At 69.2% G+C, this 25,675-nt stretch carries 25 protein-coding genes; 17 read left to right on the forward strand and 8 right to left on the reverse strand.

Annotated elements, in window-relative coordinates:
• Positions 1 to 377 precede the first annotated feature (377 nt).
• On the forward strand, positions 378 to 671 hold the full coding sequence (gene groES, locus ACZ54P_RS06925; protein WP_007031106.1) for a co-chaperone GroES: 294 nt from the start codon (positions 378 to 380) through the stop codon (positions 669 to 671).
• Between the two features lie 99 nt (positions 672 to 770).
• Complete coding sequence (groL, locus tag ACZ54P_RS06930; RefSeq protein WP_465460575.1) at positions 771 to 2,384, forward strand: chaperonin GroEL; 1,614 nt, start codon at positions 771 to 773, stop codon at positions 2,382 to 2,384.
• Positions 2,385 to 2,739: 355 nt separating this feature from the next.
• Here the strand turns inward: groL and ACZ54P_RS06935 are convergent, their stop codons facing one another.
• The gene (locus tag ACZ54P_RS06935) at positions 2,740 to 3,042 is read right to left on the reverse strand and encodes a WhiB family transcriptional regulator (RefSeq protein ID WP_037315007.1); all 303 of its coding nucleotides are present in this window, start codon (positions 3,040 to 3,042) and stop codon (positions 2,740 to 2,742) included.
• 248 nt (positions 3,043 to 3,290) lie between these two features.
• On the opposite strand from ACZ54P_RS06935, the gene ACZ54P_RS06940 reads away from it, so the two are divergent.
• The 5 genes from ACZ54P_RS06940 (at position 3,291) to ACZ54P_RS06960 (ending at position 7,688) form a co-directional block, all read left to right on the forward strand.
• A complete protein-coding gene (locus ACZ54P_RS06940) occupies positions 3,291 to 4,205 on the forward strand; it encodes a MerR family transcriptional regulator (protein WP_465460851.1) in 915 nt (304 codons plus the stop codon).
• Positions 4,206 to 4,214: 9 nt separating this feature from the next.
• Positions 4,215 to 5,054: a hypothetical protein gene (locus ACZ54P_RS06945; RefSeq protein ID WP_465460576.1), complete on the forward strand. Its 840-nt coding sequence runs from the start codon at positions 4,215 to 4,217 to the stop codon at positions 5,052 to 5,054.
• A 140-nt stretch (positions 5,055 to 5,194) separates the two neighbouring features.
• On the forward strand, positions 5,195 to 5,791 hold the full coding sequence (locus ACZ54P_RS06950; protein ID WP_003073605.1) for a response regulator transcription factor: 597 nt from the start codon (positions 5,195 to 5,197) through the stop codon (positions 5,789 to 5,791).
• A gap of 379 nt (positions 5,792 to 6,170) precedes the next feature.
• On the forward strand, positions 6,171 to 6,743 hold the full coding sequence (locus tag ACZ54P_RS06955; RefSeq protein ID WP_037314832.1) for a sigma-70 family RNA polymerase sigma factor: 573 nt from the start codon (positions 6,171 to 6,173) through the stop codon (positions 6,741 to 6,743).
• Positions 6,744 to 7,688, forward strand: coding sequence for an anti-sigma-D factor RsdA (locus ACZ54P_RS06960; protein WP_465460577.1), 945 nt, complete (start codon positions 6,744 to 6,746; stop codon positions 7,686 to 7,688). It begins immediately after the preceding gene.
• A gap of 93 nt (positions 7,689 to 7,781) precedes the next feature.
• Here ACZ54P_RS06960 and ACZ54P_RS06965 read toward each other — a convergent pair whose 3' ends face one another.
• Positions 7,782 to 8,168: a DUF5319 domain-containing protein gene (locus ACZ54P_RS06965; protein ID WP_037314839.1), complete on the reverse strand. Its 387-nt coding sequence runs from the start codon at positions 8,166 to 8,168 to the stop codon at positions 7,782 to 7,784.
• 135 nt (positions 8,169 to 8,303) lie between these two features.
• On the opposite strand from ACZ54P_RS06965, the gene guaB reads away from it, so the two are divergent.
• The 3 genes from guaB to ACZ54P_RS06980 all read left to right on the forward strand — a co-directional run bounded on the left by guaB (position 8,304) and on the right by ACZ54P_RS06980 (position 11,661).
• Entirely contained in the window at positions 8,304 to 9,815 is a 1,512-nt protein-coding gene (gene guaB, locus ACZ54P_RS06970) for an IMP dehydrogenase (protein WP_061983387.1), read from the forward strand.
• Between the two features lie 81 nt (positions 9,816 to 9,896).
• Positions 9,897 to 10,364: a DUF3574 domain-containing protein gene (locus ACZ54P_RS06975; RefSeq protein WP_465460578.1), complete on the forward strand. Its 468-nt coding sequence runs from the start codon at positions 9,897 to 9,899 to the stop codon at positions 10,362 to 10,364.
• Between the two features lie 163 nt (positions 10,365 to 10,527).
• Entirely contained in the window at positions 10,528 to 11,661 is a 1,134-nt protein-coding gene (locus ACZ54P_RS06980; protein ID WP_465460579.1) for a GuaB3 family IMP dehydrogenase-related protein, read from the forward strand.
• A 130-nt stretch (positions 11,662 to 11,791) separates the two neighbouring features.
• On the opposite strand, the gene ACZ54P_RS06985 is transcribed toward ACZ54P_RS06980, so the two are convergent.
• Positions 11,792 to 12,175: a hypothetical protein gene (locus ACZ54P_RS06985; protein ID WP_465460580.1), complete on the reverse strand. Its 384-nt coding sequence runs from the start codon at positions 12,173 to 12,175 to the stop codon at positions 11,792 to 11,794.
• A gap of 102 nt (positions 12,176 to 12,277) precedes the next feature.
• On the opposite strand from ACZ54P_RS06985, the gene ACZ54P_RS06990 reads away from it, so the two are divergent.
• From ACZ54P_RS06990 to ACZ54P_RS07000, 3 genes are all read left to right on the forward strand, one after another.
• Positions 12,278 to 13,984 carry a GMC oxidoreductase gene (locus ACZ54P_RS06990; RefSeq protein ID WP_465460581.1) on the forward strand — a complete coding sequence of 569 codons (1,707 nt, stop codon included), beginning with the start codon at positions 12,278 to 12,280 and terminating at the stop codon, positions 13,982 to 13,984.
• A gap of 9 nt (positions 13,985 to 13,993) precedes the next feature.
• Positions 13,994 to 14,716: a maleylpyruvate isomerase N-terminal domain-containing protein gene (locus ACZ54P_RS06995; RefSeq protein WP_465460582.1), complete on the forward strand. Its 723-nt coding sequence runs from the start codon at positions 13,994 to 13,996 to the stop codon at positions 14,714 to 14,716.
• A 245-nt stretch (positions 14,717 to 14,961) separates the two neighbouring features.
• On the forward strand, positions 14,962 to 16,407 hold the full coding sequence (locus ACZ54P_RS07000; protein WP_465460583.1) for an FAD-binding oxidoreductase: 1,446 nt from the start codon (positions 14,962 to 14,964) through the stop codon (positions 16,405 to 16,407).
• On the opposite strand, the gene ACZ54P_RS07005 is transcribed toward ACZ54P_RS07000, so the two are convergent.
• The 3 genes from ACZ54P_RS07005 to ACZ54P_RS07015 all read right to left on the reverse strand — a co-directional run bounded on the left by ACZ54P_RS07005 (position 16,404) and on the right by ACZ54P_RS07015 (position 19,559).
• Positions 16,404 to 17,849, reverse strand: a complete 1,446-nt coding sequence (locus tag ACZ54P_RS07005) for an aldehyde dehydrogenase family protein (RefSeq protein WP_465460584.1) — start codon at positions 17,847 to 17,849, stop codon at positions 16,404 to 16,406. The two genes, ACZ54P_RS07000 and ACZ54P_RS07005, sit on opposite strands and share 4 nt — an antisense overlap.
• Before the next feature lie 19 nt (positions 17,850 to 17,868).
• Positions 17,869 to 18,903 (reverse strand): zinc-dependent alcohol dehydrogenase family protein, encoded by a 1,035-nt coding sequence (locus ACZ54P_RS07010; RefSeq protein WP_465460585.1) that lies wholly within the window; start codon positions 18,901 to 18,903, stop codon positions 17,869 to 17,871.
• Positions 18,904 to 19,028: 125 nt separating this feature from the next.
• Positions 19,029 to 19,559 (reverse strand): DinB family protein, encoded by a 531-nt coding sequence (locus ACZ54P_RS07015; RefSeq protein WP_465460586.1) that lies wholly within the window; start codon positions 19,557 to 19,559, stop codon positions 19,029 to 19,031.
• A gap of 127 nt (positions 19,560 to 19,686) precedes the next feature.
• Between ACZ54P_RS07015 and guaA the strand changes: the two genes are divergently transcribed.
• Positions 19,687 to 21,243, forward strand: a complete 1,557-nt coding sequence (gene guaA / locus ACZ54P_RS07020) for a glutamine-hydrolyzing GMP synthase (RefSeq protein WP_465460587.1) — start codon at positions 19,687 to 19,689, stop codon at positions 21,241 to 21,243.
• Between the two features lie 290 nt (positions 21,244 to 21,533).
• On the opposite strand, the gene ACZ54P_RS07025 is transcribed toward guaA, so the two are convergent.
• Both ACZ54P_RS07025 and ACZ54P_RS07030 read right to left on the reverse strand, forming a co-directional pair.
• A complete protein-coding gene (locus tag ACZ54P_RS07025) occupies positions 21,534 to 21,767 on the reverse strand; it encodes a hypothetical protein (RefSeq protein WP_465460588.1) in 234 nt (77 codons plus the stop codon).
• Positions 21,760 to 23,037 (reverse strand): PspC domain-containing protein, encoded by a 1,278-nt coding sequence (locus ACZ54P_RS07030; RefSeq protein ID WP_465460589.1) that lies wholly within the window; start codon positions 23,035 to 23,037, stop codon positions 21,760 to 21,762. Before ACZ54P_RS07030 ends, ACZ54P_RS07025 begins: the two co-directional genes overlap by 8 nt.
• Positions 23,038 to 23,147: 110 nt before the next feature.
• Between ACZ54P_RS07030 and ACZ54P_RS07035 the strand changes: the two genes are divergently transcribed.
• From ACZ54P_RS07035 to ACZ54P_RS07045, 3 genes are all read left to right on the forward strand, one after another.
• Positions 23,148 to 24,503 (forward strand): PspC domain-containing protein, encoded by a 1,356-nt coding sequence (locus ACZ54P_RS07035; protein ID WP_465460590.1) that lies wholly within the window; start codon positions 23,148 to 23,150, stop codon positions 24,501 to 24,503.
• A 41-nt stretch (positions 24,504 to 24,544) separates the two neighbouring features.
• On the forward strand, positions 24,545 to 25,219 hold the full coding sequence (locus tag ACZ54P_RS07040) for a response regulator (protein ID WP_037315017.1): 675 nt from the start codon (positions 24,545 to 24,547) through the stop codon (positions 25,217 to 25,219).
• Between the two features lie 155 nt (positions 25,220 to 25,374).
• Positions 25,375 to 25,587 (forward strand): DUF4345 family protein, encoded by a 213-nt coding sequence (locus ACZ54P_RS07045; protein WP_465460591.1) that lies wholly within the window; start codon positions 25,375 to 25,377, stop codon positions 25,585 to 25,587.
• The last annotated feature ends 88 nt before the right edge of the window (positions 25,588 to 25,675 follow it).

Here is a 25,675-nt window from a genome sequence, read left to right on the forward strand (position 1 = left end):
ACCGACCCCAATGTCGGAACCTAACCAGAAACAGGCCCCTTCCGTAAGGTCCCTCCGACTTGCGTTTAGCCCGCTAAAAGCGATCCGACGACCTGCGTTTAGCGGGCTGAACGCGACTTGACGGCACGGGCCCAGCGATGGCGGGCGGTCGAGGGCGATGGAGAGCGGTGCGGAACCCTGACGGAAGAAAACGGCCGGTCAGGCGCTCGCAGGCCGAGTTTTCGGAGAGTGAGCGGACCCTCCTTGCGAAGCTGGCACTCACATGGCTAGAGTGCTAATTGCACGGCCCGAACACGCCCCGGCACCCGCGACGGCGGGGGTGGTAGGAGCCGTAATTCATCCTGCCAACGCTTTCGACGACCGTGGAGGTCAACCCGGTGAGCGTGAACATCAAGCCGCTCGAGGACAAGATCGTTGTCCAGACGAGTGAGGCCGAGGAGACGACCGCTTCCGGCCTCGTCATCCCCGACACCGCCAAGGAGAAGCCCCAGGAGGGCAAGGTTCTGGCCGTTGGCCCGGGCCGCATCGACGACAAGGGCAACCGCGTCCCGCTCGACGTTTCCGTCGGCGACGTCGTCATCTACTCCAAGTACGGCGGCACCGAAGTGAAGTACAACGGTGAGGACTACTTGATCCTCTCCGCCCGCGACGTGCTGGCCGTCATCAACTGACGTCCGCTCTCAGCGCATGACGCCCCGGGCCCCGCATTGCCGGGGAACGGGGCGTTCGTGTTTTCGAGCATAAAAACTGGAAGGTAAGCGGAACAGGCCATGCCCAAGCAGATCAGTTTCGACGAGGACGCTCGTCGCGCGCTCGAGCGCGGGGTGAACAAGCTCGCCGACGCGGTCAAGGTCACCCTCGGCCCGCGCGGTCGCCACGTCGTGCTCGACAAGAAGTTCGGTGGCCCCACCATCACCCTCGACGGCGTCACCGTCGCTCGTGAGATCGAGCTCGACGACCCGTTCGAGAACCTCGGCGCCCAGCTCGCCAAGAGCGTCGCCACCAAGACCAACGACGTCGCCGGTGACGGCACCACGACGGCGACCGTGCTCGCCCAGTCGCTGGTGAAGGTCGGCCTGCGCAACGTCGCCGCCGGTGCCAACCCGACGGCCATCGGCCGCGGCATCGAGGCCGCCGCGGAGAAGGTCATCGCGGTCCTCAAGGAGAAGGCGACCCCGGTCAAGGGTCGCGACAACATCGCCCAGGTCGGCACCGTCACCTCGCGTGACGCGGCCATCGGCGCCCTGCTCGGCGAGGCCGTCGAGCGGGTCGGCGAAGACGGCGTCATCACGATCGAGGAGTCGTCCACGCTGGCGACCGAGCTCGTGATCACCGAGGGTGTGCAGTTCGACAAGGGTTTCCTGTCGGCGCACTTCGCGACCAACCCGGAGGAGCAGAAGGCGATCCTCGAGGACGCCTACATCCTCCTGGTCCGCGAGAAGATCTCGGCGCTGGCCGATCTGCTCCCGGTGCTGGAGAAGGTCGTCGAGGCCAAGAAGCCGCTGCTGATCATCGCCGAGGACGTCGACGGCGAGGCGCTGTCCACCCTCGTGGTGAACTCGCTGCGCAAGACGATCACCGCCGTCGCGGTCAAGGCGCCGTTCTTCGGTGACCGCCGCAAGGCGTTCCTGGACGACCTCGCGGTCGTCACCGGCGGTGAGGTCATCTCGGCCGAGATCGGGCACAAGCTGTCCGAGACCACGCTCGCCCAGCTGGGCAACGCCCGCCGGATCGTCGTCACCAAGGACGACACCACGCTCGTCGACGGTGGTGGCACCAAGGACGACATCGCGGCGCGCGTCGCGCAGATCCGCAAGGAGATCGAGAACACCGACTCCGACTGGGACCGCGAGAAGCTGCAGGAGCGGTTGGCGAAGCTCGGCGGCGGTGTCGCGGTGATCAAGGTCGGCGCGGCCACCGAGACCGAGCTCAACGAGCGCAAGCACCGCATCGAGGACGCCGTGGCTTCGACCAAGGCGGCCGTCGAAGAGGGCATCCTGCCCGGCGGCGGCTCGGCCCTGGTGCACGCCGTCAAGGAACTCGACGGTGGTCTCGGCCTCGAAGGCGACGAAGCGACCGGTGTGCGCATCGTCCGCGACGCGCTGTCCGCCCCGCTGTTCTGGATCGCGACCAACGCGGGCCACGAGGGCGCGGTCATCGTGAACAAGGTCCGAGAGCAGAGCTGGGGGCACGGTTTCAACGCCGCCACCGGCGAGCTCACCGACCTGCTGGCCGCCGGCATCGTCGACCCGGTCAAGGTGACCCGGTCCGCGGTGGCGAACGCCGCCTCCATCGCCCGGCTCGTGCTCACGACGGAGAGCTCCATCGTCGAGAAGCCGGCCGACGAGGAGCCCGCCGCGGGTGGTCACGGCCACGCGCACTAGCTCCACCGTTCGACCCCGAAGCGGGGCGGTACTCCACCCGGAGTGCCGCCCCGCTTTCTTGTGCCGCCCGACCCCTCTCGGACCTGCGCTTAGCGGGCTAAACGCGATCCGGGGGCGGGGAGGCGTGGGACCGGCGGGAGCGACTTTCGCCCCCTAATCGCGATCCGTGGGCCTGCGCGACCGACTTGCGTTTAGCGGGCTAAACGCGATCCGGGGGCGGGGAGGCGTGGGACCGGCGGGAGCGACTTTCGCCCCCTAATCGCGATCCGTGGGCCGGGAGCGGAAGGGGGCTGGAGACGCGGAAGGGCGGCACCCCACCCGGATGCCGCCCTTCCGCGGTGTCGACTCGGCCGGCTCAGCCGTTCGACATGCTCAATGTGCGTTTGTCCGCCTTGATGATGTGCTCGCGTTCCGACTCCGACAGCCCGCCCCAGATCCCGTACGGCTCGTGCACGGCGAGCGCGTGGGTCCGGCACATGGCCAGCACGGGGCAAGCCAGGCACACGGCTTTGGCCCTCGCCTCGCGGCGGGCTCTGGCCGGCCCGCGCTCGCCGTCAGGGTGAAAGAAGGACGCGCTGTCCATGCCTCGGCACGAGCCTTCGAGTTGCCAATCCCATACATCGGCGTTGGGCCCCGGGAGCCTGCGTGTGTCCGCCATCCTGACCGCCTCCGTCATCCGGTCGAAGCGTTTACCTGCTCTGCTGCGCTGCGGATACTCCATTCGGTGCAACGGCGGTAACGTTAGAAGCGCGCCAATACTTGTTCAAGCGATTCAAGACGATTCAGCCGTTAGGCATCCCCCGGATGTGTGAGCGGTACTTTCCGTTCCGGTTGCCCCCGCCCCGGCCTGCCTGGATATTGGGTCGAGTGGGATCTCGGATCAGCAGTGAAGAACCCACCCTGCCGGTGGCCTCGGTCGCTCGCCGGCTCGGGGTCGCACCGTCCACCCTGCGAACCTGGGACCGCAGATACGGCGTCGGCCCGAGCCGCCACACCAACGGCCGCCACCGCCGTTACGGCAGTTCCGACATCGGCCGCCTCGAACTGATGCAGCGCGCGTTGCTCCGGGGCGCCTCGACGGCCGAAGCGGCGAAGTACGCACTCGAGCAAATGCCTCGGACAGCTGCGGAGAACCCGGGAACCCCCGTGGTCCAAGTGGAGGAGCAGGCCACCCCGCCGCCCGCGGAGGATCACGACGTCCCTTCCCGGCTCGCCAGACGTTTGAGCACGGCCGCGCTCGCGATGGACTTCGGCGCGGTACAGCGGATGCTCGCCGACACGATCCGCGAACTCGGCGTCCTGCCCGCCTGGACCGGTGTCGTCTCGCCGGTCCTGACCGCGCTCGGCGCCCGCTGGCGCGGGGTCAGTGCCGGCGCCGAGGTCGAGTACCTGCTCGCCGAATGCGTGTACGCCGCCCTGATCCGCGCGACGCCAGTGCTCCGCGAGCCGCGCAACCAGCGGCCGGTCCTGCTGACCTGTGTCCCGGACGAGCGCGACAACCTGCCGATGTACGCGCTCGCCGCGGCGCTCGCGGGCCGCCGGATCGGCGCTCAGCTGTTCGGTGCCTCCCTGCCGGCCGAGGTACTGGCGGTGACCGTCCGCCGCAGCGTCCCGGCCGCGGTGGTGCTGTGGTCGGGCCGGAACGCCACCGCGGATCCGCGCCTGTTCGCCAGGGTGTCCCGCGGCCGTCAGCGCAGCAGGATGTTCGCCTGCGGCCCCGGCTGGGATCCCGCGACGCTCCCGGACAAGATCGAACTGCTCGGCGAACTGACCACGGCCGCCGACCGGATCGAGCATGTTCTTGTCGGTGCGAGGCGCTAGAAAGGACGAATGGAAGAGTCCTTGCGATCCGCCGCGTTCGGGGACGGCGTGCCGCCGCCGTCGCCCTTCGCGGTGCCCGCCTCGCCTCGCGGACGGCTGCTCGCCGCGATCGGCCTCGGCGCCCGCGGCCGGTACGCGGCGGCGGCCACCGTGCTGAGCGGGTTGCGGACGAACAAGGATCCGGTGCTGGCGTCGCTGGCCGCGAGCACGCTGGCCTCGCATCGACGGCAGCTGGGCGGGCACGCGGCGGCGCTCGTCCTCGACGGGGAAGCGCTCGCGCTCGTGATCGCGGAGCCACGAGGCGAGCCGGACCCCGACGGCCTGGACGCGGAGGGGGCGCGGGCGGACGCCCTCCTCGGGCTCGCGGCGGACAACCTCGGGCGCGGCAGGCTGGCCGCCGCCCGCCGGCTGGCGGCCCGTGCGGGAGCGCACACCGGCAACTGGCGGAGCCGGACCAGGGCCGGTTGGGTGGGCGCGGAAATCGAACTGGCGAGTAACATTTTCGAGGCGGCGATCGCACCTGCGGAAATGGCGCTGGAAACGGCGCGGGCCCAGGGCGCCTGCCGACATGTCGTCAAATCACAACTCGTACTCGCCGTGGCGATGGCGAATGGAAGTTCCACCGAGCGGGAGCGCGTGAAGACGCTGGTCGAGGACGCTCGCGAGACCGCCGAGAAATACGAATTCAATTCACTTCTGTGGGTCGCTTGCCTGGTCGCGGCGGACCTTGGGGCAGGACACGCCGACGAGTATCGATTCAGAAGTGCCGAACTGTTGCACGCAGTGTTACGGCACGCAGATGCTTGCGGGAGGTGGCTGGCACGGGAATCTCCGTGGGTGCCGGGTTGAGGGCGTCTAGCCTGTTGGAGGGCCCATTCCGGCAACCGGGCTAAGAACTTTCAAAAAAAGCCACCGGATCGTGTCAAGGTTCGGGCTAAAGCGTCCGATAGGGGAAGTGGAATGTCACCCGGCTGCAGGAAGGAAACCCCGTGACGACGGTCTTGATCTGCGACGACCGACGCAGTGTCCGCGAAGGGCTCACTCGAGTGATGTCCGCGGTCCCAGGGGTCAGTCGCATCGACTGCGTAGCGCACGGTGACGAGCTGCTGGCCCGGTACTCCCGCCAGCCGGTCGACGTCGTGCTGGTCGGTACCCAGCGCGCTGTCCCGACTGGCGTCGAAGCCACCAGGCGGCTCGTCTCGGCGAACCCCCAAGCGAACGTGATCGTGTTCGGCGCCCCGGACGATGCGGGAAGCATCGCCGCCGCGATCGCCGGCGGAGCCCGCGGCTACCTGCGCTGGGACGCCTCGCGTCCCGAGCTGGTCGCCGCACTGGCGCACACCCTCGCCAGCACCTCGGTGCCGGCGCCGCGCCAGCCGTCGGACCCCGGCGTCCAGCTCACCGAGCGCGAGCTTCAGGTGCTTCGTGGGATGAGCCAGGGCAAGAGCAACGGACAGATCGGCCGCGAGCTGTACCTGTCCGAAGACACCGTGAAAACCCACGCACGCCGCTTGTTCCGCAAGCTCGGCGTGCGAGACCGTGCTCAAGCGGTCGCCCACGGATTCCGCCGTGGACTTGTTTCCTGACAACGCTTTCTTCATTTCGCTGGTTTGATCGCGCAACGGGTGACAACGGGCCGGGGGCACGCCCCTGGCCCGTACCTGTGTTCCCTGTCACGCTTCGCGCTTTTAAGCTCACCTCTCGGGCACTCTTGCCCGAGCGCGTCCGCCTCCGGGTGGACCGTCGTATCTCACCGCGTTCCGGCTCGTTGAAAGTTCGACACGAGCGGGGGATGCAGGAAGACCCGGATTTCCGCGCGCTCGCCGGAAGGGCGGCGCGCCGGTGACGGCCGTCAGCGAAAGCGGCGCCCCCGGGCGGTACGGTAACTGTCGCCGGTAGTGGCACCCGAAGTCACACGCCGGACTCTTTGCACGCCTATACGTAACACTGGGACTGTTGTCTGCGATGGCCAATGTGGGGGACGGACTGGATGAGCCGGTCGCCGCTGCTGTTGAGGGTGATCCTCAAGCGGTCGAGCGGTTGCTGGCGGCCATCCGTCCTTTGGTAGTGCGGTACTGCCGCGCTCGGGTTGGCAGGCAGGAGCGTTCGTTCGCTTCCGCAGACGACGTTGCTCAGGAGGTGTGTCTCGCGGTGCTCACGGCATTGCCTTCGTACCGTGATCAGGGCCGCCCGTTCCTGGCCTTCGTCTACGGGATCGCCCAGCACAAGGTGGCCGACGCGCATCGCGCGGCGGCCCGCAACCGCGCCGAGCCGGTCGCCGAAGTCCCCGACGAGATCGAGGGTGGCGTCGGCCCCGAGCAGCGCGCCCTCCAAGGCGAGCTGAACGAGCGCATGTCGCAACTGCTACGCGTCCTTCCCGACAAACAGCGTGAGATCGTGGTCCTGCGTGTCGTAGTGGGATTGTCCGCCGAAGAGACGGCCGAAGCCGTGGGGTCCACCCCCGGCGCCGTCCGGGTGGCCCAGCATCGCGCCCTCGCGCGCCTACGTAAGGTTCTGGCCGCTGAGGAGGTGATCTGAGTGACCGATCGCGACCATCGGTTCTCCCCTGAGACCGATCGTGAACTGACGGCTTTCGAAAGAGGGCTGACGTCCTCCGAGGCTGAGTTCGCCGCTGATCTATCGGCCGTGCAGGCCGACGACGCGCTGCTCGACGCTCTCGGTGGCTCGGACCCGCAAATGGCCGACGACCTCGGCGATCAGGAACTCAACGCGCTGTTGCTGGCTTGGCGGCGCGACATCGACAGTGAACCGCTCGCGGAACTGGTGGACGTCGACACCGCCGTCACCACCGTGAAGACCGCCGCGCTCGCCCGTAAACACGGGGGAAGACGCCGGCTGCTGGTCCCGGTGGCCGCCGCCGCGGCCGTCCTGGCCATCGCCTTCGCCGGTACCGGTCTCGCCGCGAAGGACGCGCAGCCTGGTGACACTCTCTGGGGCCTGACCAAGGTGCTTTACGCCGACCACGCCCGGTCGGTCGAGGCCGCCGCCGCGGTCAAACTCGATCTGGAAAAGGCCAACCTCGCGCTCGCCGGCGGGCGCCTCGACGACGCGCGCAAGGCGCTCGACGAGGCACAGGCCGCGCTGAGCCAGGTGACCGACGAAGAAAATCGCGACCTGCTGCTCGAGCAGCACCGTCAGCTGAGCGCGCAATTGCAGAACCCCACTCAGCCGACGCTGCCCTCTGACCAGCAGCCGCCCACGCAGACCCCGGTGTTGACGACGCCGCCGCCCACGCCGCAGCCGACTCCTCCGCCGACGTCGCTGCCCGGAGGCGGCAACCCCGGCACGAGTCTGCCGGGTACCACGACCCCGACGCCGACTCCGCCGACCTCGACGACAGAGCCGCCGCCGCCCACGACGTCGACGACGCAGCCCGCTTCGGGCAACGACCCTGGTGGCCCGCGCAACGAGCCGTCGCCGGGAGCCGGCGCGCAGGCACCCGGCGTGGTCGAGAACCAGTAGCACTGCCCAGAACGCTGAAAGGGCCTGGTGAGATCCCTCTCACCAGGCCCTTCGCTTTGCGGGCTCAAGTCGCCTTTAGCGGGCTAAACGCGATCAGTAGGCGCTCTCGTTGGCTGTGACACCGTCCGCGAAACCGCGGCAGTAGTCCCAGCTCACGTAGTCACCCGGGTTCGGATCGAAGGCGGGCTCGTGCGGCCGCATCCGTCCGTCGGCGAGCAGCTGCTCGAGACTGGCGCGGAGCAGATGCCAGTCGTGGTAGTGGGGTTCGTCGCATTCTCCGCAGTCGACCACGATCCCGCGTACTCCGCGAGGTTCGAGAAGCGCCTGGTAGACGGCGAGATCGGAGAGGTCGGCCAGCAGCTCGGTGCGTTCCTCGTCGCTGATCGGCTCGTCAAGCCGGTCGGCGTCGTCGATGAACGCGCGGGCCGGGTCCTCCGGGTCATCCGCGAACGGGTCTGGGGGCAACGCATCATGCGGCACGCCTGCACGCTACCGGGCGCCCACCCGGGCCGGGCGGCCGCCCGGCCCGGATATCATGAGGGGCAGGCCCTCGCCGTGATGCCATCAGCCACGGCGGCCCCCATTAGTCACCGCTAGGAAGGCCGTTCGCCTGCTATGACCAGCGACAGCGTCACCGCCCCCGTCCCGAGCAAGTTCGCCATGCTCGGGCTGACCTTCGACGACGTGCTGCTGCTGCCGGCCGAGTCCGATGTGGTGCCCAGTGCGGTCAGCACCCGCACCCGGCTCTCCCGCAACGTCACCCTGAACATCCCGCTGGTCTCCGCCGCCATGGACACGGTCACCGAAGGCCGGATGGCGATCGCGATGGCGCGCCAGGGCGGGATGGGCGTGCTGCAGCGCAACCTGCCGATCGACGACCAGGCGTCCGCCGTCGAGGTCGTGAAGCGCTCTGAAGCCGGCATGGTGACCGACCCGGTCACCTGTTCGCCGGAGGACACCCTCGCCGAAGTCGACGCCCTGTGCGCGCGGTTCCGGATCTCCGGTGTGCCGGTGACGGACGCCGCCGGGACGCTGGTGGGCATCATCACCAACCGCGACATGCGGTTCGAGGTCGACCACACCCGTGCGGTGCACGAGGTGATGACGAAGCTGCCGCTGGTCACCGCGCAGGTCGGTGTCACCGCCGAGGCCGCGCTGGGCCTGCTGCGTCGGCACAAGATCGAGAAGCTGCCGATCGTCGACGGCGCCGGCAAGCTGCGCGGGCTGATCACGGTCAAGGACTTCGTCAAGACCGAGCAGTACCCCAACGCCACCAAGGACACGAACGGCCGCCTGATCGTCGGTGCCGCCGTCGGCGTCGGACCGGACGGGCACAAGCGCGCGATGGCGCTGGCCGACGCCGGGGTCGACGTCCTGATGGTCGACACCGCGCACGGGCACTCCCGCGCCGTCGTCGAGACGGTCGCGCTGCTGAAGAAGGAACTGGGCGAAACCGTCGACATCGTGGGCGGCAACGTCGCGACCAGGGCCGGTGCGCAGGCGCTGGTGGACGCGGGCGCGGACGGGATCAAGGTCGGCGTCGGCCCGGGCTCCATCTGCACCACGCGCATCGTCGCCGGGGTCGGCGTGCCGCAGATCTCCGCGATCTACGAGGCCGACCAGGCGGCGCGCCCGGCGGGCATTCCGGTGATCGGCGACGGGGGCATCCAATACTCGGGCGACATCGCGAAGGCGCTCGCGGCGGGCGCGTCCACCGTCATGCTCGGCAGCCTGCTCGCGGGCACCGCCGAATCGCCCGGCGACCTGATCCTGGTCAACGGCAAGCAGTTCAAGACCTACCGCGGGATGGGGTCGCTGGGCGCCATGCAGTCGCGCGGCCAGGCGAAGTCGTACTCGAAGGACCGCTACGCGCAGGACGACGTGCTGAGCGAGGACAAGCTGGTCCCGGAAGGCATCGAAGGGCGCATCCCGTTCCGTGGGCCGCTCGCGAACGTCGTCCACCAGCTGGTCGGCGGGCTGCGGTCGGGGATGGGCTACGCGGGCGCGTCGACGATCTCCGAGCTGCAGGAGGCGCAGCTGGTGCGGATCACCGCGGCCGGGCTCAAGGAGAGCCACCCGCACGACGTCACGATGACCGTCGAGGCCCCGAACTACACCACCCGGTAGTCCGCCCTTTCGGACACTTACGCAGCCGGATCCCTTCTCGGGAGACTTGATCCGCCGATCAAGTCTCCTGGGAGGAACCGGATGTCTTCTCTGCCCTTTTCGCGGCGCACCTTGGTGGCTGTCTTCGCCGCTGCCGTCCTCGGGCTCGGCGGTGGGGTCGCGGCTTCGGCCGCGCCTGTTTCGAGCGCTGTCGAGACTGCTGCCGACACTCAGGCTTCGCCTGGCGAGCCGTGGAAGCGCACTGAGCTGTACTTCGGTGCGTCGAAGCCTGGCGGTGGCGAGGTGAGTGACGCGGAGTTCACGGCGTTTTCCGACAAGGTCATCACCCCGGCTTTCCCGGACGGGTTCACCGAGCTGACCGGCCGCGGTCAGTGGCGGGGGCCGGACGGGGTGATCACGCGGGAGAAGTCGAGGGTGATCGTGGTCGTGTACCCGTTCAGCGACCGCGACGCGAACCGCGAGATCGAGGAGATCCGGACCGCCTACAAAAAGGCCTTCTCGCAGGAATCCGTCCTTCGGGCCGACTCCGTGGAGAAGGTCTCCTTCTGACCCTGCGCCCCCAGCGGAGCGACTTTCGCGGGCTAAACGCGAAACTGGTGGGGCAGGCGGGGCTGGTGTGACTTTTCGCCCGGTTCAGGAGCCCCGTGCGCAGGTCACCCACGCGGCCTAGCGACAATGGGGTGTAACGGTCGTCGGTGAGAAGGGACTTGACGTGCGGGATCTGGTCGAGATCGGCATGGGCCGCACCGCGCGGCGGGCGTATGACCTCGATGACGTGGAGATCGTGCCGTCGCGGCGCACCCGGTCGTCGTCGGTCGTGTCCACCGCCTGGCAGATCGACGCGTACCGCTTCGAGCTGCCGCTGGTCACGCACCCCACCGACGCGATCGTGTCGCCGGGCACCGCGGTGGCCGTCGGCGAGCTCGGCGGGCTGGGCGTCCTCAACGCCGAAGGGCTTTGGGCGCGGCACCCGAACGTCGAGGACGCGATCTTCCGCCTCGTCCGGGCGGCCGAGGACACCGATGACCCGACCGCGATCGTGCGTGAGCTGCAGGAACTGCACTCCGCCCCGATCCGGCTGGATCTACTGAGCGAGGCGATCAAGACCGTCCGCGAATCCGGTGTCACCGTGGCCGCGCGCGTCAGCCCGCAGCACGCCGCCGAACTCACGCCGGATCTCCTGGCGGCGGGCGTCGAGATCCTGGTCGTCCAGGGCACGATCATTTCGGCCGAGCACGTCCAGCGTGACGCCGAGCCGCTGGATCTGAAGGACTTCATCGGGCGGCTCGACGTCCCGGTGATCGCGGGCGGTGTGAGCGACTACCGCACCGCGATGCACCTGATGCGCACCGGCGCGGCGGGCGTCATCGTCGGTCACGGCGCCACTCGCGGCGTCACGAGCACGGACAGCGTGCTCGGGATCGGGACGCCGATGGCGACCGCGATCGTCGACGCCGCGGCCGCGCGCCGTGACTACCTCGACGAGACCGGTGGCCGGTACGTGCACGTGCTCGCCGACGGCGGGATGAGCGTGTCCGGCGACATCGCCAAGGCCATCGCCTGCGGCGCCGACGCGGTCATGCTCGGTGCGCCGCTGGCCGCCGCCTCCGAGGCGCCGGGGCAGGGCCTCTACTGGACGGCGGCCGCCGCGCACCCGTCGCTGCCGCGTTCGCGCGTGGCGCTGGGGCCGGACTACGCCGTCGACCTCAAGACGCTGCTGTTCGGGCCGTCCTCGGACGCTGAAGGCGTCGTGAACCTCTTCGGTGCCCTTCGCCGAGCGATGGCGAAGACGGGCTACTCGGACCTGAAGGAGTTCCAGCGGGTCGGCCTGACCGTCCGCCGCTGACGTTCGCTCCCGGCCCGGATCGCGTTTAGCCCGCTAAACGCGATCCGGGCCGCTTTGCGTGCAGGTGGTCTCAGTAGTCACAGCAGCCCCATGCGTCCCTCCTGTGTCACGTTTAGCCCGCTAAAGTCGCTCAGGCGCGGGGGCGGTAGCGGGCGGAGCCGAGCGCGCGGGCGATCTTTCGCTGCAGGTCCCGCAGGATCGGGAGGGTTTCGTCGTCCGAGAAGCCCGTGGTGATCGACCAGTCCATCCCGGAGCCGAAGACGTCGCTGGCGAACACGATCTCGGTGGCGATCAGGGTCTTGCGCCATTCCGAGGCGCGTAGTGGTTTGTCCTCGGCCAGCGCCTCGCGAAGCCTTCGAGCCTGTTCGAAGAGGTCGGGCACGTCCTTGAAGCCCATCGCGACGGCGAGGGCGTCGGTGCAGGCAGCGGGTCCACCCCATTCCGCCAGGCCACAGCGCAGTACCGTGCGCTCGTCACGCGTCAAATCGATCGCCACCGGGGCATCCGTATCCACCGGCCGATGATGCCTTAGCCGCGTTCCCGCATCCGGGTGGAAGGTGACTGGCCGGTAACTTACCTCTGGTCAGAAGAGGTGGCCGGGGTTACAGTCGTGGGTGTGACTGCCAGTAACACCACCACTGAAGACGACTTCGACTACGACGTGATCGTCGTCGGCTCCGGGTTCGGCGGCAGTGTCGCTGCCCTCCGCCTGACCGAGAAGGGCTACCGCGTCGCCGTCATCGAGGCGGGCCGTCGCTTCGCCGACGACGAGTTCGCGAAGACGTCCTGGGACCTTCGCCGCTACGTCTGGGCGCCCCAGGTCGGCTGCTTCGGTATCCAGCGCATCCACATGCTCAAGGACGTCATGGTGCTCGCCGGCGCGGGCGTCGGCGGCGGCTCGCTGGTGTACGCGAACACGCTGTACCGCCCGTTGAAGCCGTTCTACGTCGATCCGCAGTGGTCCCACATCACCGACTGGGAGTCCGAACTCGGCCCGCACTACGACCAGGCCAGCCGCATGCTGGGCGTCGTCACCAACCCGAGCGTCACGCCGTCGGACGTCGTGATGAAGGGCGTCGCCGAGGACATGGGCGTCGCCGGCTCGTATCACCCGACACCGGTCGGCGTGTACTTCGGCAAGCCGGGGGAACGCGCCGAGGACCCGTACTTCGGCGGCGCGGGTCCGGCGCGCACCGGCTGCACCGAATGCGGCGCCTGTATGACCGGCTGCCGCGTCGGCGCCAAGAACACGCTGGTCAAGAACTACCTCTACCTCGCGGAGAAGGACGGCGCGAAGGTCATCCCCCTCACCACGGTGAGCGCGATCAGCCCGCTAAACGCAGGTGGGTACGAGGTGAGCATCAAGAAAACCGGGACCACCTCGCGCAAGTTCCGGCACAAGCTCACCGCCGCGCAGGTGGTGCTCGCCGCCGGGACGTGGGGCACGCAGAACCTGCTCCACGGCATGCGCGACACCGCCAAGCTGCCGAAGCTCTCGCCGCGGCTCGGGGAACTGACCCGCACCAACTCCGAGGCCATCATCGGCGCCGCCCGCACGTCGGTGGACGAGGAGCGGAACTTCAGCCGCGGCGTCGCGATCACGTCGTCGATCCACCCCGACGACAACACGCACATCGAGCCCGTCCGCTATGGCAAGGGCAGCAACGCGATGAGCCTGCTCCAGACCATCGCCACCGAAGGCGACTCGACGGTCCCGCGCTGGCGCCAGGCGGTCGACTTCATGCTCAAGCACCCGGTCCAGACCGTGAAGCTGCTCAACGGCTACCGCTGGAGCGAGCGCACGGTGATCTTGCTGGTGATGCAGAGCCTCGACAACTCCATCACCACTTACACCAAGCGTGGCCTCTTCGGCCGCCGCAAGTACACCTCGAAACAGGGGCACGGCGAGCCGAACCCCAGCTTCATCCCCGCCGGGCACGAGGCCAACCTCCGGACGGCCGAACGCATCGGCGGCATGGCGGGCGGCACCTGGGGCGAGATCTTCGACATCCCGCTCACCGCGCACTTCATCGGCGGTGCCCCGATCGGCACGGCACCGGACAACGGCGTGATCGACCCGTACCACCGGGTCTTCAACTACCCCGGGTTGTCCATTGTGGATGGATCGGCGATCACGGCCAACCTCGGCGTGAACCCGTCGCTGACCATCACCGCGCAGGCCGAGCGGGCGTTCTCGCTGTGGCCGAACAAGGGCGAACAGGACAGCAGGCCGCCGCAGGACTCGCCGTACGTGCGGCTCGAGCCGATCTCGCCGAAGAACCCCGCTGTTCCGGCGGGCGCGCCGGCGGCGCTTCGGCGCTAAATTGGGGTCGTGACAGCCACTGAACGCGCACATGTCCTGCTGAACCGCGTCCGCGCCCTGCACGACGAATGGGCGCGGGTGGCACGCGGGGTCGACGACGAGACCGTCTGGGCCCCCAGTGCGCTACCGGGCTGGACGAGGGCGCATCTGCTGTCCCATCTGGCCCGCAACGCCGACGGCTTGGTCAACCTGCTCACCTGGGCGAAGTCCGGCGTCGAAACCCCGATGTACGCCGGTGAGGGAGCCAGGGACGGTGACATCGAGCAGGGCGCGTACCGGTCCGCGGCGGAGATCGCCGAGGACGTCGTCGGCTCCGCGGCGCGATTTGCCGAGGTCGCCTCCGGCATGCCGGACGAAGCCTGGGCGGTACGGGTGCGCGCCAGGCAGGGCCGGGAGATCCCGGCGGAGTTCGTGCTGTGGCTCCGGCTTTCCGAAACCGCCATCCACCTGGCCGACCTGGATCTCGGTTACGACTTCGCCCGCGTCGCCGAGTTGCTCGCCGACGATTTCGAGGTCGTCGTCAGCAACGCCATCGGCATGTACGGCGGGGAACTGCCGTCCGTCCTGCTGGTCGCAGCCGGAGCCGACGGGACCCGGCACGAGTGGCGGATGGGCACCGGGAAGCCGGTGACGCTCACCGGAACCCCTGGCGAGGTACTGGCGTGGATCACCGGCCGCAGCGATGGCTCCACTTTGGACGGTGTCGCCCCGCCGCTCCCGCATTGGCTGTGACGGCACCGTCCTAGCCCCGTGTGCTGGCTGCTGCCCGTGTTCGCGTCGATCACGCCGGCCGCCGTCTCCACCGCGGCCGCCGCTCGTCGCATCGATGATCCTCGGCGCGCCCTACCTGATCTTCCTGTTCATCCGCAGCCTGAAGGAGGAGCGCGCGTGAACGCGAGACTGCATGCCCGGGAACTCGGCTACGGCGAAACACGCGTCGGGTCGCAACCTGTTCGTCCCGTGGGCGTCTCATGGACATGAGGCTGGAGAGAAGGGCGTTCCTCAAGCTCGCCGGCGCGACCGTGGCCGGGGCGGCCGCTTCGGCGTGCTCCGCGGCACCTCCCGCCCAAGCGCCCACCGCGGCTCCCGGAACGTCGTTGCCGCCGAGCACCAGCGTCACGCCGCCCGCCGGGCCGCCGGACTGGGCGGCGCTGCGGAAGAAGGTTGCGCTGTTGCTGCCGGGGGATTCCGGCTACGACAGCGCCAAACGCGTGTTCAATCCGGCGTTCGACGGTCTCAAGCCCGCAGCGATCGCGAAGTGTGCCAAGCCCGAAGACGTGCAGGCCGCTGTTTCCGCCGCGGCGAGGAGGGTTCCGATCGCGGCCCGGAGCGGCGGTCACAGCTACGCGGGATACTCCGTTCCCGACGGCGGGCTGATGCTCGACCTCGGCGGAATGTCCTCAGTGGACGTTCAAGGTGAGCAGGTCGTGATCGGCGCGGGTGCGAAACTCAAGGATGTCTACGCCACCCTCGGCGGCGCGGGCCGTTGTTTGCCGGCGGGTTCCTGCCCCAGCGTCGGTATCGCCGGACTGGCGCTAGGTGGCGGGATCGGGGTGCTCGCCCGAAAGTACGGACTCACCTGCGATCACCTGGTATCGGCGCAGGTCGTCACGGCGGACGGAAAACTGCGGACCGCGTCGGCGGACTCCGAACCTGAGTTGTTCTGGGCGTTGCGTGGCGGAGGAGGTGGAAACTTCGGTGTCGTCACGTCGTTCACTTTCCGCACCGATCCGGCTCCCTCGGCCGTCACCGTGTTCTCGCTGAAGTTCCCGGCGGGCAGCGCGAACGACGTCCTCGCCGAGTGGCAGCGTTGGCTGCCCGGAGCGCCGCCGGAGTTGTGGGCGAACGTCGTACTGTCCGGCGGATCCTCGGTCGGCGCGCGCGTTTCCGGTTGCTACGTAGGTGATTCCGCTTCCCTGGGGAAAATTTTGGACGGATTCATCGGTGCGACGCGTTCCGTCAAGCAACTCGACTATCTCGGTGCCATGAAGTACTTCTCCGGCAGCGAAAACCGACAGTCCTTTGTGGCCTCTTCACGGATACTGAGCGAACCGGCGGATCCCGTGAAGCTGACGTCCGTCCTCAAGGGCAGGCGCGGAATGGACCTGCTGGTCGACGGTCTCGGTGGCGCCGTCGCCGACGTCGCGCCCGAGGCCACCGCGTTCTGGCACCGGAAGGCGATCGGCAGTGTGCAGGTCTACGGCCAGGCTGACCCGCGTAATCGTTCCGTGGCAACGGATTCCGTCGCCGAAGTGGTGAACGGGATGGGCCTGGGCGGGGGCTACGTCAACTACATCGACCCCGCCCTTCCTGACTGGATGACGGCCTACTACGGCGACAACGCCCCTCGGCTCAAGCAGGTGGCGAACACCTACGACCCGGACAAGGTGTTCGGGTTCGCGCAGGCCGTCACCCCGGATTAAAGATCGATGCCGGTGAAGACGGTGACCCGTTCTTCGGTGAGGTCGTGCATCGCGGCGAGTACACCTTCGCGGCCGACACCCGACCCCTTGACGCCGCCATACGGCATCTGGTCCGCGCGGTAGGACGGGACGTCGCCGATGATCACGCCGCCGACTTCCAGTTCCGACGACGCGTAGAAGGCGAGATGCACGTCGCGGGTGAAGACTCCGGCCTGCAGTCCGTACGCGGATTCGTTGACCGAGGCGAAAGCCTCGTCGACACCGTCTACAATAGACACGGCAAGCACCGGTCCGAAGATCTCTTCCGCCCAGGCCTTTGTGGACGGTGGGACGTCGGTCAGCACGGTCGGCTCCACTGTCGCGCCGTCCCGCTTGCCGCCGGTGAGGACCTTCGCCCCCGCCGCGACGGCTTCGTCGATCCAGGCCACGATCCGCTCCGCGGCCGCCTCGTCGACGACCGGGCCGACGTCGGTGTTCTTGTCGTAGGGGTCGCCGGTCCGCTGGGTTTTCACGGCTTCCACCAGCGCGGGCACGAATTCCTCGGCGACCTCGCGTTCGACGATCACCCGCTGCACCGCGATGCACGACTGTCCGGCCTGGTAGTTGCCGAAGGTCGCGATGCGCTCCGCCGCGCCTTCGGGATCCGGCCAGTCGCGCAGGACGACGGCCGCCGCGTTGCCGCCGAGTTCGAGCACGACGTGCTTGCGCGGTGCGGCGTCCGCCAACGACCAGCCGACCGGGCCCGACCCGGTGAACGACACGACCGGCAGCCGAGGGTCCGCGACCAGCGCCGAAGTCTCGGTGTTGCCGAGCGGCAACACCGAAAACGCGCCTTCCGGCAGGTCGGTCTCGGCCAGGATCTCGCCGAGGATCAACGCGGACAGCGGCGTGCGCGGCGCGGGTTTGACGATGATCGGCGCGCCGACCGCGAGCGACGGGGCGACCTTGTGCGCCACGAGGTTCAGCGGGAAGTTGAACGGGGCGATGCCCAGCACCGGTCCGCGCGGGATACGCCGGGTGAGGGCCAGCCTGCCTTCGCCCGCCGGATCGGTGTCCAAGCGCTGCAGGTCACCGCTGAACCGACGGGCCTCCTCGGCGGCGATCCGGAACACCGACACCGCGCGCCGCACCTCGGCGTCGGACCATTTGAGCGGCTTGCCGTTCTCGGCCGTGATGACCTCGGCGATCTCCTCGGCGCGGCCGGCGATGACCCGCGAAACGTGGTCGAGGGCCGCGGCGCGGCTGTGCGCCGAGGAACGCCGGAACTCCTTCGCGACGCTCGCCGCCGCGCTCACCGCTCGTTCGACCTGCTCGGGGCCGGGCACCGCGACGGTCGCGACTTCGCTGCCGTCGTAGGGGTGGTGCACGGTGAGCGTCGAAGCGCCCTGCTCGGCGCGGCCGGCGATCCAGGCGGGACGCGGTTCCGGGGTGATCATGTCCATAGGTGACAAGGTATTCCAGTCAGGGCTTGACGAGCACCTTGAGCGCTTCGCGGTCGGCCATCGCGCGGTAGCCGTCCGGGACCTCTTCGAGTCCGATGGTCCGGTCGAACACCTTGCCCGGCTGGTACCGGCCCTCGACGACGTCGTCGAGCAGTTCGGGGATGTAGTGGCGGGCGGGGGCGACGCCGCCGGTGACGGTGATGTTGCGGCGGAAGAGCGGCGGGCCGATCGGACCCTCGTCGTACTGCGGCACCCCCACGCGGCTGATCGCGCCGCCGGGGCGGACAGCGCCGACGCCCATCTCGAAGGCGGCCTTCGTGCCGACGCATTCGAGAACGGTGTGCGTGCCTTCGCCGTTGGTCAGCTCTCGGACCTTCTCGATGCCTTCGTCGCCGCGCTCGGACACGACGTCTGTCGCGCCGAACTCGCGGCCGAGGTCCGTACGAGCCCGATGACGGCCCATCAGGATGATGCGTTCGGCGCCGAGGCGCTTCGCGGCGAGGACCGCGCAGAGCCCGACGGCGCCGTCGCCGATGACGGTGACAGTGGTGCGCTCGTTCACTCCGGCCTTGGTCGCGGCGTGATGGCCGGTCGGGAAGACGTCGGAGAGGGTGAGGAGCGACGCGAGCAGGTCGTCGTCCTCGGTGTTCGGCAGTTTCACGAGCGTGCCGTCGGCCTGCGGAACCCGGACAGCCTTGCCCTGGCCGGCGTCGACCCCCTTCGCGCCCCAGAAGCCTCCGTGCAGGCAGGAGGTGTGGAGGCCTTCGCGGCAGAACTGGCAGGTGTTGTCGGAGTACACGAAGGGCGCGACGACGAGGTCGCCGGTTTTGAGCGTGGTGACGTCGGAGCCGACGGCCTCGATGACGCCGAGGAACTCGTGACCGATCCGGACGCCGCGGTCGCGGGCGGGCATGCTGCCGTACGGCCAGAGGTCGCTGCCGCAGATGCAGGAGCGGACGACGCGGAGAAGGGCGTCGGTGGGTTCGCTCAGTTTCGGGTCGGGGACGGTCTCGACGCGTACGTCGCCGGCGCCGTAGATGACAGTCGCTCGCAAGACGGGTCCTTTCCTCAGCTGGACCCAGTATGGGCGCGTCGCGATTAGCCCGCTAAACGCGACGCGGTCCCGCGTCGCGATTAGGGGGCGAAAGTCGACGTCGGGCCCAGGTCGCGTTTAGCGGGCTAAAGGCGACGCCGGTAGAGGTCGCGCAGGAGGAGGACCTCGGCGCCGTGGTGGATGGCCTCCCGGTTGATGTGCAGGACGAGGGTCGCGAGCGGGTACTCGGAGTACGGGCCTTCGGCCTCCCCGCAGGGGCGTGCGAGGTCCTCGCCGGTGAGGCTGCGGACGCCGTCACGCCAGCGCGCGTAAGCGTCGTCGAGCTGCTCCAGCGCTTCTTTGGCGGAGGCCGCGTACGGGAAGGTCTGGTAGTCGACGGGCGGGCCGCCGAAGTGCGACGCGTTCCGCATCGCGAAGACGCCGACGATGATGTGGGCGATCCGCCAGGCGATCGTGGTCACCGGCGGCGGTGACGGCTCCGGATACGCCCAGTCGATCATGATCTCGCCAGTCTTGCGCGCCCGGATCGACCAGCAGCCCTCGACGGGCTCCCAGAAGTACTCGTCGTCGGTGAGGGTCTCCAGGCGAGGGCGAAGGTGCTGCCTCCAGTGCAGGTCGAGCTGCTCGGACAGTTCGCCGGTCCAGTCAATGCTCATGCCTTCGGACGGTAGGCCTCCCAGCGGTCAGCGGCTGTCCTGAATCGTCTGGGGGTTGGCGGCGGGGTGACCGGGCCCACCTGGGACGATGGTGGGGAAGCGTGCTGCTCTGATCAGGAGGTCTCAGGTGCCCAGTCCCACCGGTCCGGTACTCGTCGTGGACTTCGGGGCGCAGTACGCGCAGCTGATCGCGCGCCGCGTGCGTGAGGCCCAGGTCTACTCCGAAGTCGTCCCGCACACCGCCACCACCGAGGACATCCTCGCGAAGGATCCGGCCGCGATCATCCTTTCCGGCGGTCCTTCCAGCGTGTACGCGGAGAACGCCCCCGCGCTCGCCCCCGGACTGGTCGACTCCGGTGTGCCGATCTTCGGGATCTGCTACGGCCACCAGGTGCTCGCGCAGGCGCTCGGCGGCACGGTCGAACCGACCGGGATCCGCGAGTTCGGCCGCACCGAGGTCCGCGTCTCCGGTGAGGGTGGCGTGCTGCACGCCGGGCTGCCGAACACCCAGCCCGCCTGGATGAGCCACAACGACAGCGTCACCAAAGCGCCCGAGGGTGCCACCGTGACCGCGTCGAGCGATGGCGCCGCGGTCGCCGGGTTCGAAGACGTCGAGCGCCGCTTCGCCGGTGTTCAGTACCACCCAGAGGTCCACCACTCGCCGCACGGCCAAGAGGTGCTTCGCCGCTTCCTGCACGACATCGCGGGTATCCGGCCGCAGTGGACGACCTCGTCCATCGTCGACGAGCAGGTCACGCGCATCGCCGAGCAGGTCGGCGACGGCCGCGCGATCTGCGGGCTCTCCGGCGGTGTCGACTCCGCCGTGGCCGCCGCACTGGTCCAGCGTGCCATCGGTGACCGGCTGACCTGCGTGTTCGTCGACCACGGCCTGCTGCGCTCCGGTGAGCGGACCCAGGTCGAGCGCGATTTCGTCGCCGCCACCGGGGTCAACCTGGTCACCGTCGACGCGCGCGAGCGGTTCCTCGACGCGCTGGCCGGGGTCACCGACCCCGAGGAGAAGCGCAAGATCATCGGCCGCGAGTTCATCCGCGTGTTCGAGCAGGCCGAGCGCGATCTCAAGGCCAAGGGCGACTACAAGTTCCTGGTACAGGGGACGCTGTACCCGGACGTCGTCGAATCCGGCGGCGGCGAGGGCGCGGCGAACATCAAGAGCCACCACAACGTCGGTGGGCTGCCGGACGACCTCCAGTTCGAGCTCGTCGAGCCATTGCGCCTGCTGTTCAAGGACGAGGTGCGCCGCGTCGGGCTGGAACTCGGGCTGCCGGAGACGATCGTGCAGCGGCAGCCGTTCCCCGGCCCGGGGCTCGGCATCCGGATCATCGGCGCCGTCGACGCCGAGCGGCTGGAGACGCTGCGCGCGGCCGACGCCATCGCGCGCGAGGAACTCACCGCGGCCGGGCTGGACAACGAGATCTGGCAGTGCCCGGTGGTGCTGCTGGCCGACGTCCGCAGCGTCGGCGTCCAGGGCGACGGGCGGACCTACGGGCACCCGATCGTGCTGCGGCCGGTGTCGTCCGAGGACGCGATGACCGCGGACTGGACGAGGCTGCCCTATGAGGTGCTGGAGCGGATCTCGACCCGCATCACCAACGAGGTCGCCGAGGTGAACCGAGTGGTCCTGGACGTCACGTCCAAGCCGCCGGGCACCATCGAGTGGGAGTGACCCGCACCCCCTTCGACTCGCCTTTAGCGGGCTAAACGCGATCTCCCTCGCCTGGGCACCCGGGCGAGGGGGAGCGACTTTCGCCCCCTGATCGCGATCCGGTGGGCGTTGGCACCTGGGCGGCATAGGTCGACTTTCGCCCCCTAATCGCGATCCCGTGGGCCTCGGGCACCTGGGCGACCGGATCGCGATCAGGGGGCTAAAGTCGCGTCCTTCCGCAGGTGGGCGCAAGGCGAAGGCCCCGGCGAGGGGCCGGGGCCTTCTGAGGGAGTGGTTCGTGAGCGGGGCCGCTAGCGGCGGCTCTTGCGCAACGACGCGGCGAGCAGCAGGACGCCGACGAAGATCGCCCCGCCCGCCATGATCCACCGGAAGTCGAACTGCGGGAGCCACGTGGAGCCGTCCGAGAGGACGTAGCCCGACACCAGCAGCGTCGCGATCCCGACGATCAGGGTGAAGACGTCCACCCCGCGCTTCGCCGGCTGGGCCTGCGTGCTGTCGTACTTGTCGTAGTCGTACTCAGCCACGACGCACCTCCACGTTTCCGACACCGTTCTTGACCTGCAGGACGATCTTCTGGCCGCTGTCGCCCGGCGCGGTGAAGTCGATCGCGTCCTCACCGACCCCCGACCGCGTCTGACCGAGGCAGTCGACGTCCCCCGCCCCCGTCTCGCAGGTGACCTTCACTTCGGCACCCATCGGCACGAGCACCGTCGAGGTGCCCGCCCCATTGGTGACCTTCGTGGTCACCGTTGCCCCCGCGGGCAGCTTGGTCAGGTCGAGGCCGATGTCCCCGGCCGAACGGTGGTACTCGGGCTGCACCTCGGACACCTGGCTCGGCGTCGCGTTCAGGTCGCCCACACCGCCCTTCACGGAGAAGTTCTCGAACGGCACCGTGGTCAGCGCCATCCCGACGATCGCCAGCGGCACCGCCAGCCCGATCAGCCCACGACCGCCCCGGACGAACGAACCGGCCACCAGTCCGATGCCGACCACGCCCAGCGTGAGCCCGACGACGTGCTGCATGGTGAACCACGCCTCGCCGTCCAGACCGAGGACGGTGCCGACTCCGGCGACCAGTACGGCGACTCCGAAGGTGGCGGCGCCGATCTTCGACTTCCGGCCGCGAGGTGCCGGCGGCGCGGGAGGCGGCGGAGGAGTCTGCGGCGGCAGGCCACCGCTGCCGAACGACGACGACGCGTTCGGCAGGTCCCAAGCGGACGGGTCGGCCGCGAGGGGATCCCAGCCGCCCTCGGTCGCCGTCGAGGTGGAGGCCGACGCCGACGCCATCGAGAACGCGGCGGTCGGATACGCCGGAGCGGGCATCACCGGCCGGTTGAACTGTCCGCGATTGCGATGCAGCAGGTACAGCGCGACGGCGACCAGCGCGAAACCGATCAACCCCGTGCCATCGGTCATCCAGCCGCCACTCAGGGTCCAGGTGAGACCGGGGAACAGCAGGATCAGCAGCAGCACCGCGAACGCCGGCGAGCTCGACGCACGGCCACGACCGATCAGGCCCTCGAACGCGGAAACGCGGTCGCCCTCCTGCGGCAGGAACAGCCAGCCCAGCAGATAGACGAAGACGCCGAAGCCGCCGAACACGGTCGCGGCGACCAGTGCGACCCGGACCACGGTCGGGTCGATGCCGTACCGGTAACCGATCCCGGCCGCGACGCCGGCGAACTTACGGCCGTGTACCGGGCGAACCGGCCTGCTCCGCCAGAAATCCTTGACGGTCTCCTCGAAGCCGGCCGCGGGGCCGCGCTTCGGCGTATGTGTCTCACTCCCACTCATGTCACAAAGAATGCGCCCCGATGGACACCCGACACATCCGGGAACGTCCCTGAGGTTTCCCCAGCGGGAAGAGTCAGGGGTTTCCCCGATGGATCAGTATCTCCCGGCGTGTGACCATGGAGAACGTGCAGGAATCCGTTCCCAACGACCTCGCCGAGCAGGCGAAACCGACGATCATCGAGCGCCCTCCGGTGCCCGTGCCCGCCGTCCTGCCCTTGACGCAGTTCGAACCGCCCAAGATGTACCGTCGCCGGTCCGGCCGCGCCATCGCGGGTGTCGCGGGCGGGCTCGCCGATCACCTCGGTGTCAAGGTGCTCTGGGTCCGGACGGCGTTCGCGCTGCTGGCCGCGCTGAACGGCGCCGGTCTGCTCGCGTACGGCCTGCTCTGGGTGTTCGTCCAGCAACAGTCGGGTGAGGTCGAGCCGGAGAAATCCGCGCCGAAGGAGAAACAGCAGGCGTTCGGCCTGATGGCGCTGGGTGTCGGCCTCGCCGTCGCCAGCGGCACGCTGACCGGCCTGATCAGCGGCTGGGTCGCCATCCCGCTCGCGCTGGCCATGATCGGTGCGGCGGTCGTCTGGCGGGAGGCCGACGAGTCGCAGCGGCGGCGCTGGCGGCTCGGGGCGAAGGACAGTGTCGCCGGAGCGTTCCTCGGCGGCGGGGGCTGGTCGGCCGCGATCCGCGTCGTCGCCGGTGTCGCCCTGGTGATGGCCGGGATCGGCGTCGTCGTCCTGCAGAGCGGCAGTATGGAGCAGGTCAAGTTCGCGCTGGTCGCGGTGATCGCGACGCTGTTCGGCGTCGCCGTGCTGACCGTCCCGTTCTGGTTGCGCCTGGTCCGCGACCTGTCCGACGAACGCACCGCCCGCGTCCGCACCGACGAACGCGCCGAGATCGCCGCGCATCTGCACGACTCGGTCCTGCAGACCCTCGCCCTGATCCAGAAGCAGGCGGAAGCACCGCGCGAGGTCGCCAGGCTCGCTCGCGGTCAGGAACGCGAGCTGCGTGCCTGGCTGTACGGGCCGACGGGGTACGGCAAGAGCCAGAAGACCGAAGAGGAAGCGATCAGTGGTCAGTTGTCCGAGGTGCTCGCGGCCGCGTGCGGCGAGGTCGAGGACACCTTCGCGATTTCGGTTCAGCAGGTCGTGGTGGGGGAAGCCACGCTGAACGAGCCGTTGACCGCGCTGGTTCAGGCGGCGCGCGAAGCGATCGTCAACGCCGCCAAGCACGCGGGTGTCGACGAGGTCAGTGTGTACGCCGAGGTCGAGCCGACAGCGGTGACGGTTTTCGTGCGCGACCGGGGCAAGGGATTCGATCCCGACGTCGTCCCGGCCGACCGGCACGGACTCGCGGATTCCATCCGGGGGCGGATGGAACGGCACGGGGGCAAGTGCAAACTGCGTACCGCGCCGGGTGAAGGCACCGAGGTCCAGCTGGAGATGCCGGTCAAGGCGGGGAAGGGCGCGGCGTGAGGTCGCTATGCTCACTCCGACAGGGCGAGCAAGGGAGCATCGTGACGGAGAACCAGCAGACGCGGGAGCCGGTCAAGGTCTTCCTCGTCGACGACCACGCGCTCTTCCGGGCAGGCGTGCGTACCGAACTGGATTCGATCACCGACGACGTGCGCGTGGTCGGCGAGGCGGGCTCGGTGGCCGAGGCGGTCGCGGGGATCGCGCGCACCAAACCGCAGGTCGTGTTGCTCGACGTGCACATGCCGGACGGTGGCGGCGCCGAGGTCCTCCGCCGGGTCCGCCCGGACCTGCCCGATGTCGTGTTCCTCGCGCTGTCGGTCTCCGACGCCGCGGAGGACGTGATCGCCGTGATCCGCGCCGGGGCACGCGGCTATGTCACCAAGACGATCTCGTCGAAGGAACTCGTGCGCGCGGTCGTGCGGGTTTCCGACGGCGACGCGGTGTTCTCGCCGCGGCTGGCCGGATTCGTGCTCGACGCGTTCGCCGACCGGCCGGGTTCCGCACCGATCAGCGACCCGGACCTCGACCTGCTGACGCCGCGGGAACGCGACGTGCTGCGGTTGCTCGCGCGCGGGTACGCGTACAAGGAAATCGCGTCCGAGCTGTTCATCTCGGTGAAGACCGTCGAGACGCATGTGTCGAGCGTTCTGCGGAAGACGCAGCTTTCGAATCGGTACGAGCTTTCGCGCTGGGCTTCCGACCGGCGTCTCGTCTAGATGGCGCCTGTCCTCATCGGCCTGGTGGCCGTGTTCTTCCTCGGGATGGGACTACTCGGGCTCGTCGCGCCGCGGCGGCTGATCCGTCCGTTCGGCATCACGCTGGACTCCGCGACCGCGCGGACCGAGGTGCGCGCGGTTACGGCGGCTTCGGCGTGGCGATCGCCGTGCTGCTCGGTTTCGCGGCTTTCGACGTCGGCGGGATCCAGCGGGGCGTCGCGATCGCGGTGGCCGTCGCACTCGTCGGGATGGCCTTCGGGCGGCTGGTCGCGCGGTTCGCGGAGCGGCCGGAGCGGTTCTATCCGAGCTGGCTCTACTTCTGGGTCGAGCTGGTCATGGCCGCTCTGCTCGTCATCTCCGCCCTCTGACGCCGCGTCGCCTTTAGCGGGCTAAACGCGGTGCGGTGAGCCCCCGGGCCCCACCGCACCGCGTCGCCTTTCGCCCCCTGATCGCTCC

The sequence above is a fragment of the Amycolatopsis sp. NPDC034160 genome (genome assembly GCF_055575355.1).

Coding starts and splice junctions, on each gene's coding strand:
- groL (WP_465460575.1), top strand. CDS start 771: ATGCCCAAGCAGATCAGTTTCGACGAGGACGCTCGTCGCGCGCTCGAG.
- ACZ54P_RS06935 (WP_037315007.1), bottom strand. CDS start 3,042: ATGGCGGACACACGCAGGCTCCCGGGGCCCAACGCCGATGTATGGGAT.
- ACZ54P_RS06945 (WP_465460576.1), top strand. CDS start 4,215: ATGGAAGAGTCCTTGCGATCCGCCGCGTTCGGGGACGGCGTGCCGCCG.
- ACZ54P_RS06955 (WP_037314832.1), top strand. CDS start 6,171: ATGGCCAATGTGGGGGACGGACTGGATGAGCCGGTCGCCGCTGCTGTT.
- guaB (WP_061983387.1), top strand. CDS start 8,304: ATGACCAGCGACAGCGTCACCGCCCCCGTCCCGAGCAAGTTCGCCATG.
- ACZ54P_RS06975 (WP_465460578.1), top strand. CDS start 9,897: ATGTCTTCTCTGCCCTTTTCGCGGCGCACCTTGGTGGCTGTCTTCGCC.
- ACZ54P_RS07000 (WP_465460583.1), top strand. CDS start 14,962: ATGAGGCTGGAGAGAAGGGCGTTCCTCAAGCTCGCCGGCGCGACCGTG.
- ACZ54P_RS07005 (WP_465460584.1), bottom strand. CDS start 17,849: ATGGACATGATCACCCCGGAACCGCGTCCCGCCTGGATCGCCGGCCGC.
- ACZ54P_RS07015 (WP_465460586.1), bottom strand. CDS start 19,559: ATGAGCATTGACTGGACCGGCGAACTGTCCGAGCAGCTCGACCTGCAC.
- ACZ54P_RS07030 (WP_465460589.1), bottom strand. CDS start 23,037: ATGAGTGGGAGTGAGACACATACGCCGAAGCGCGGCCCCGCGGCCGGC.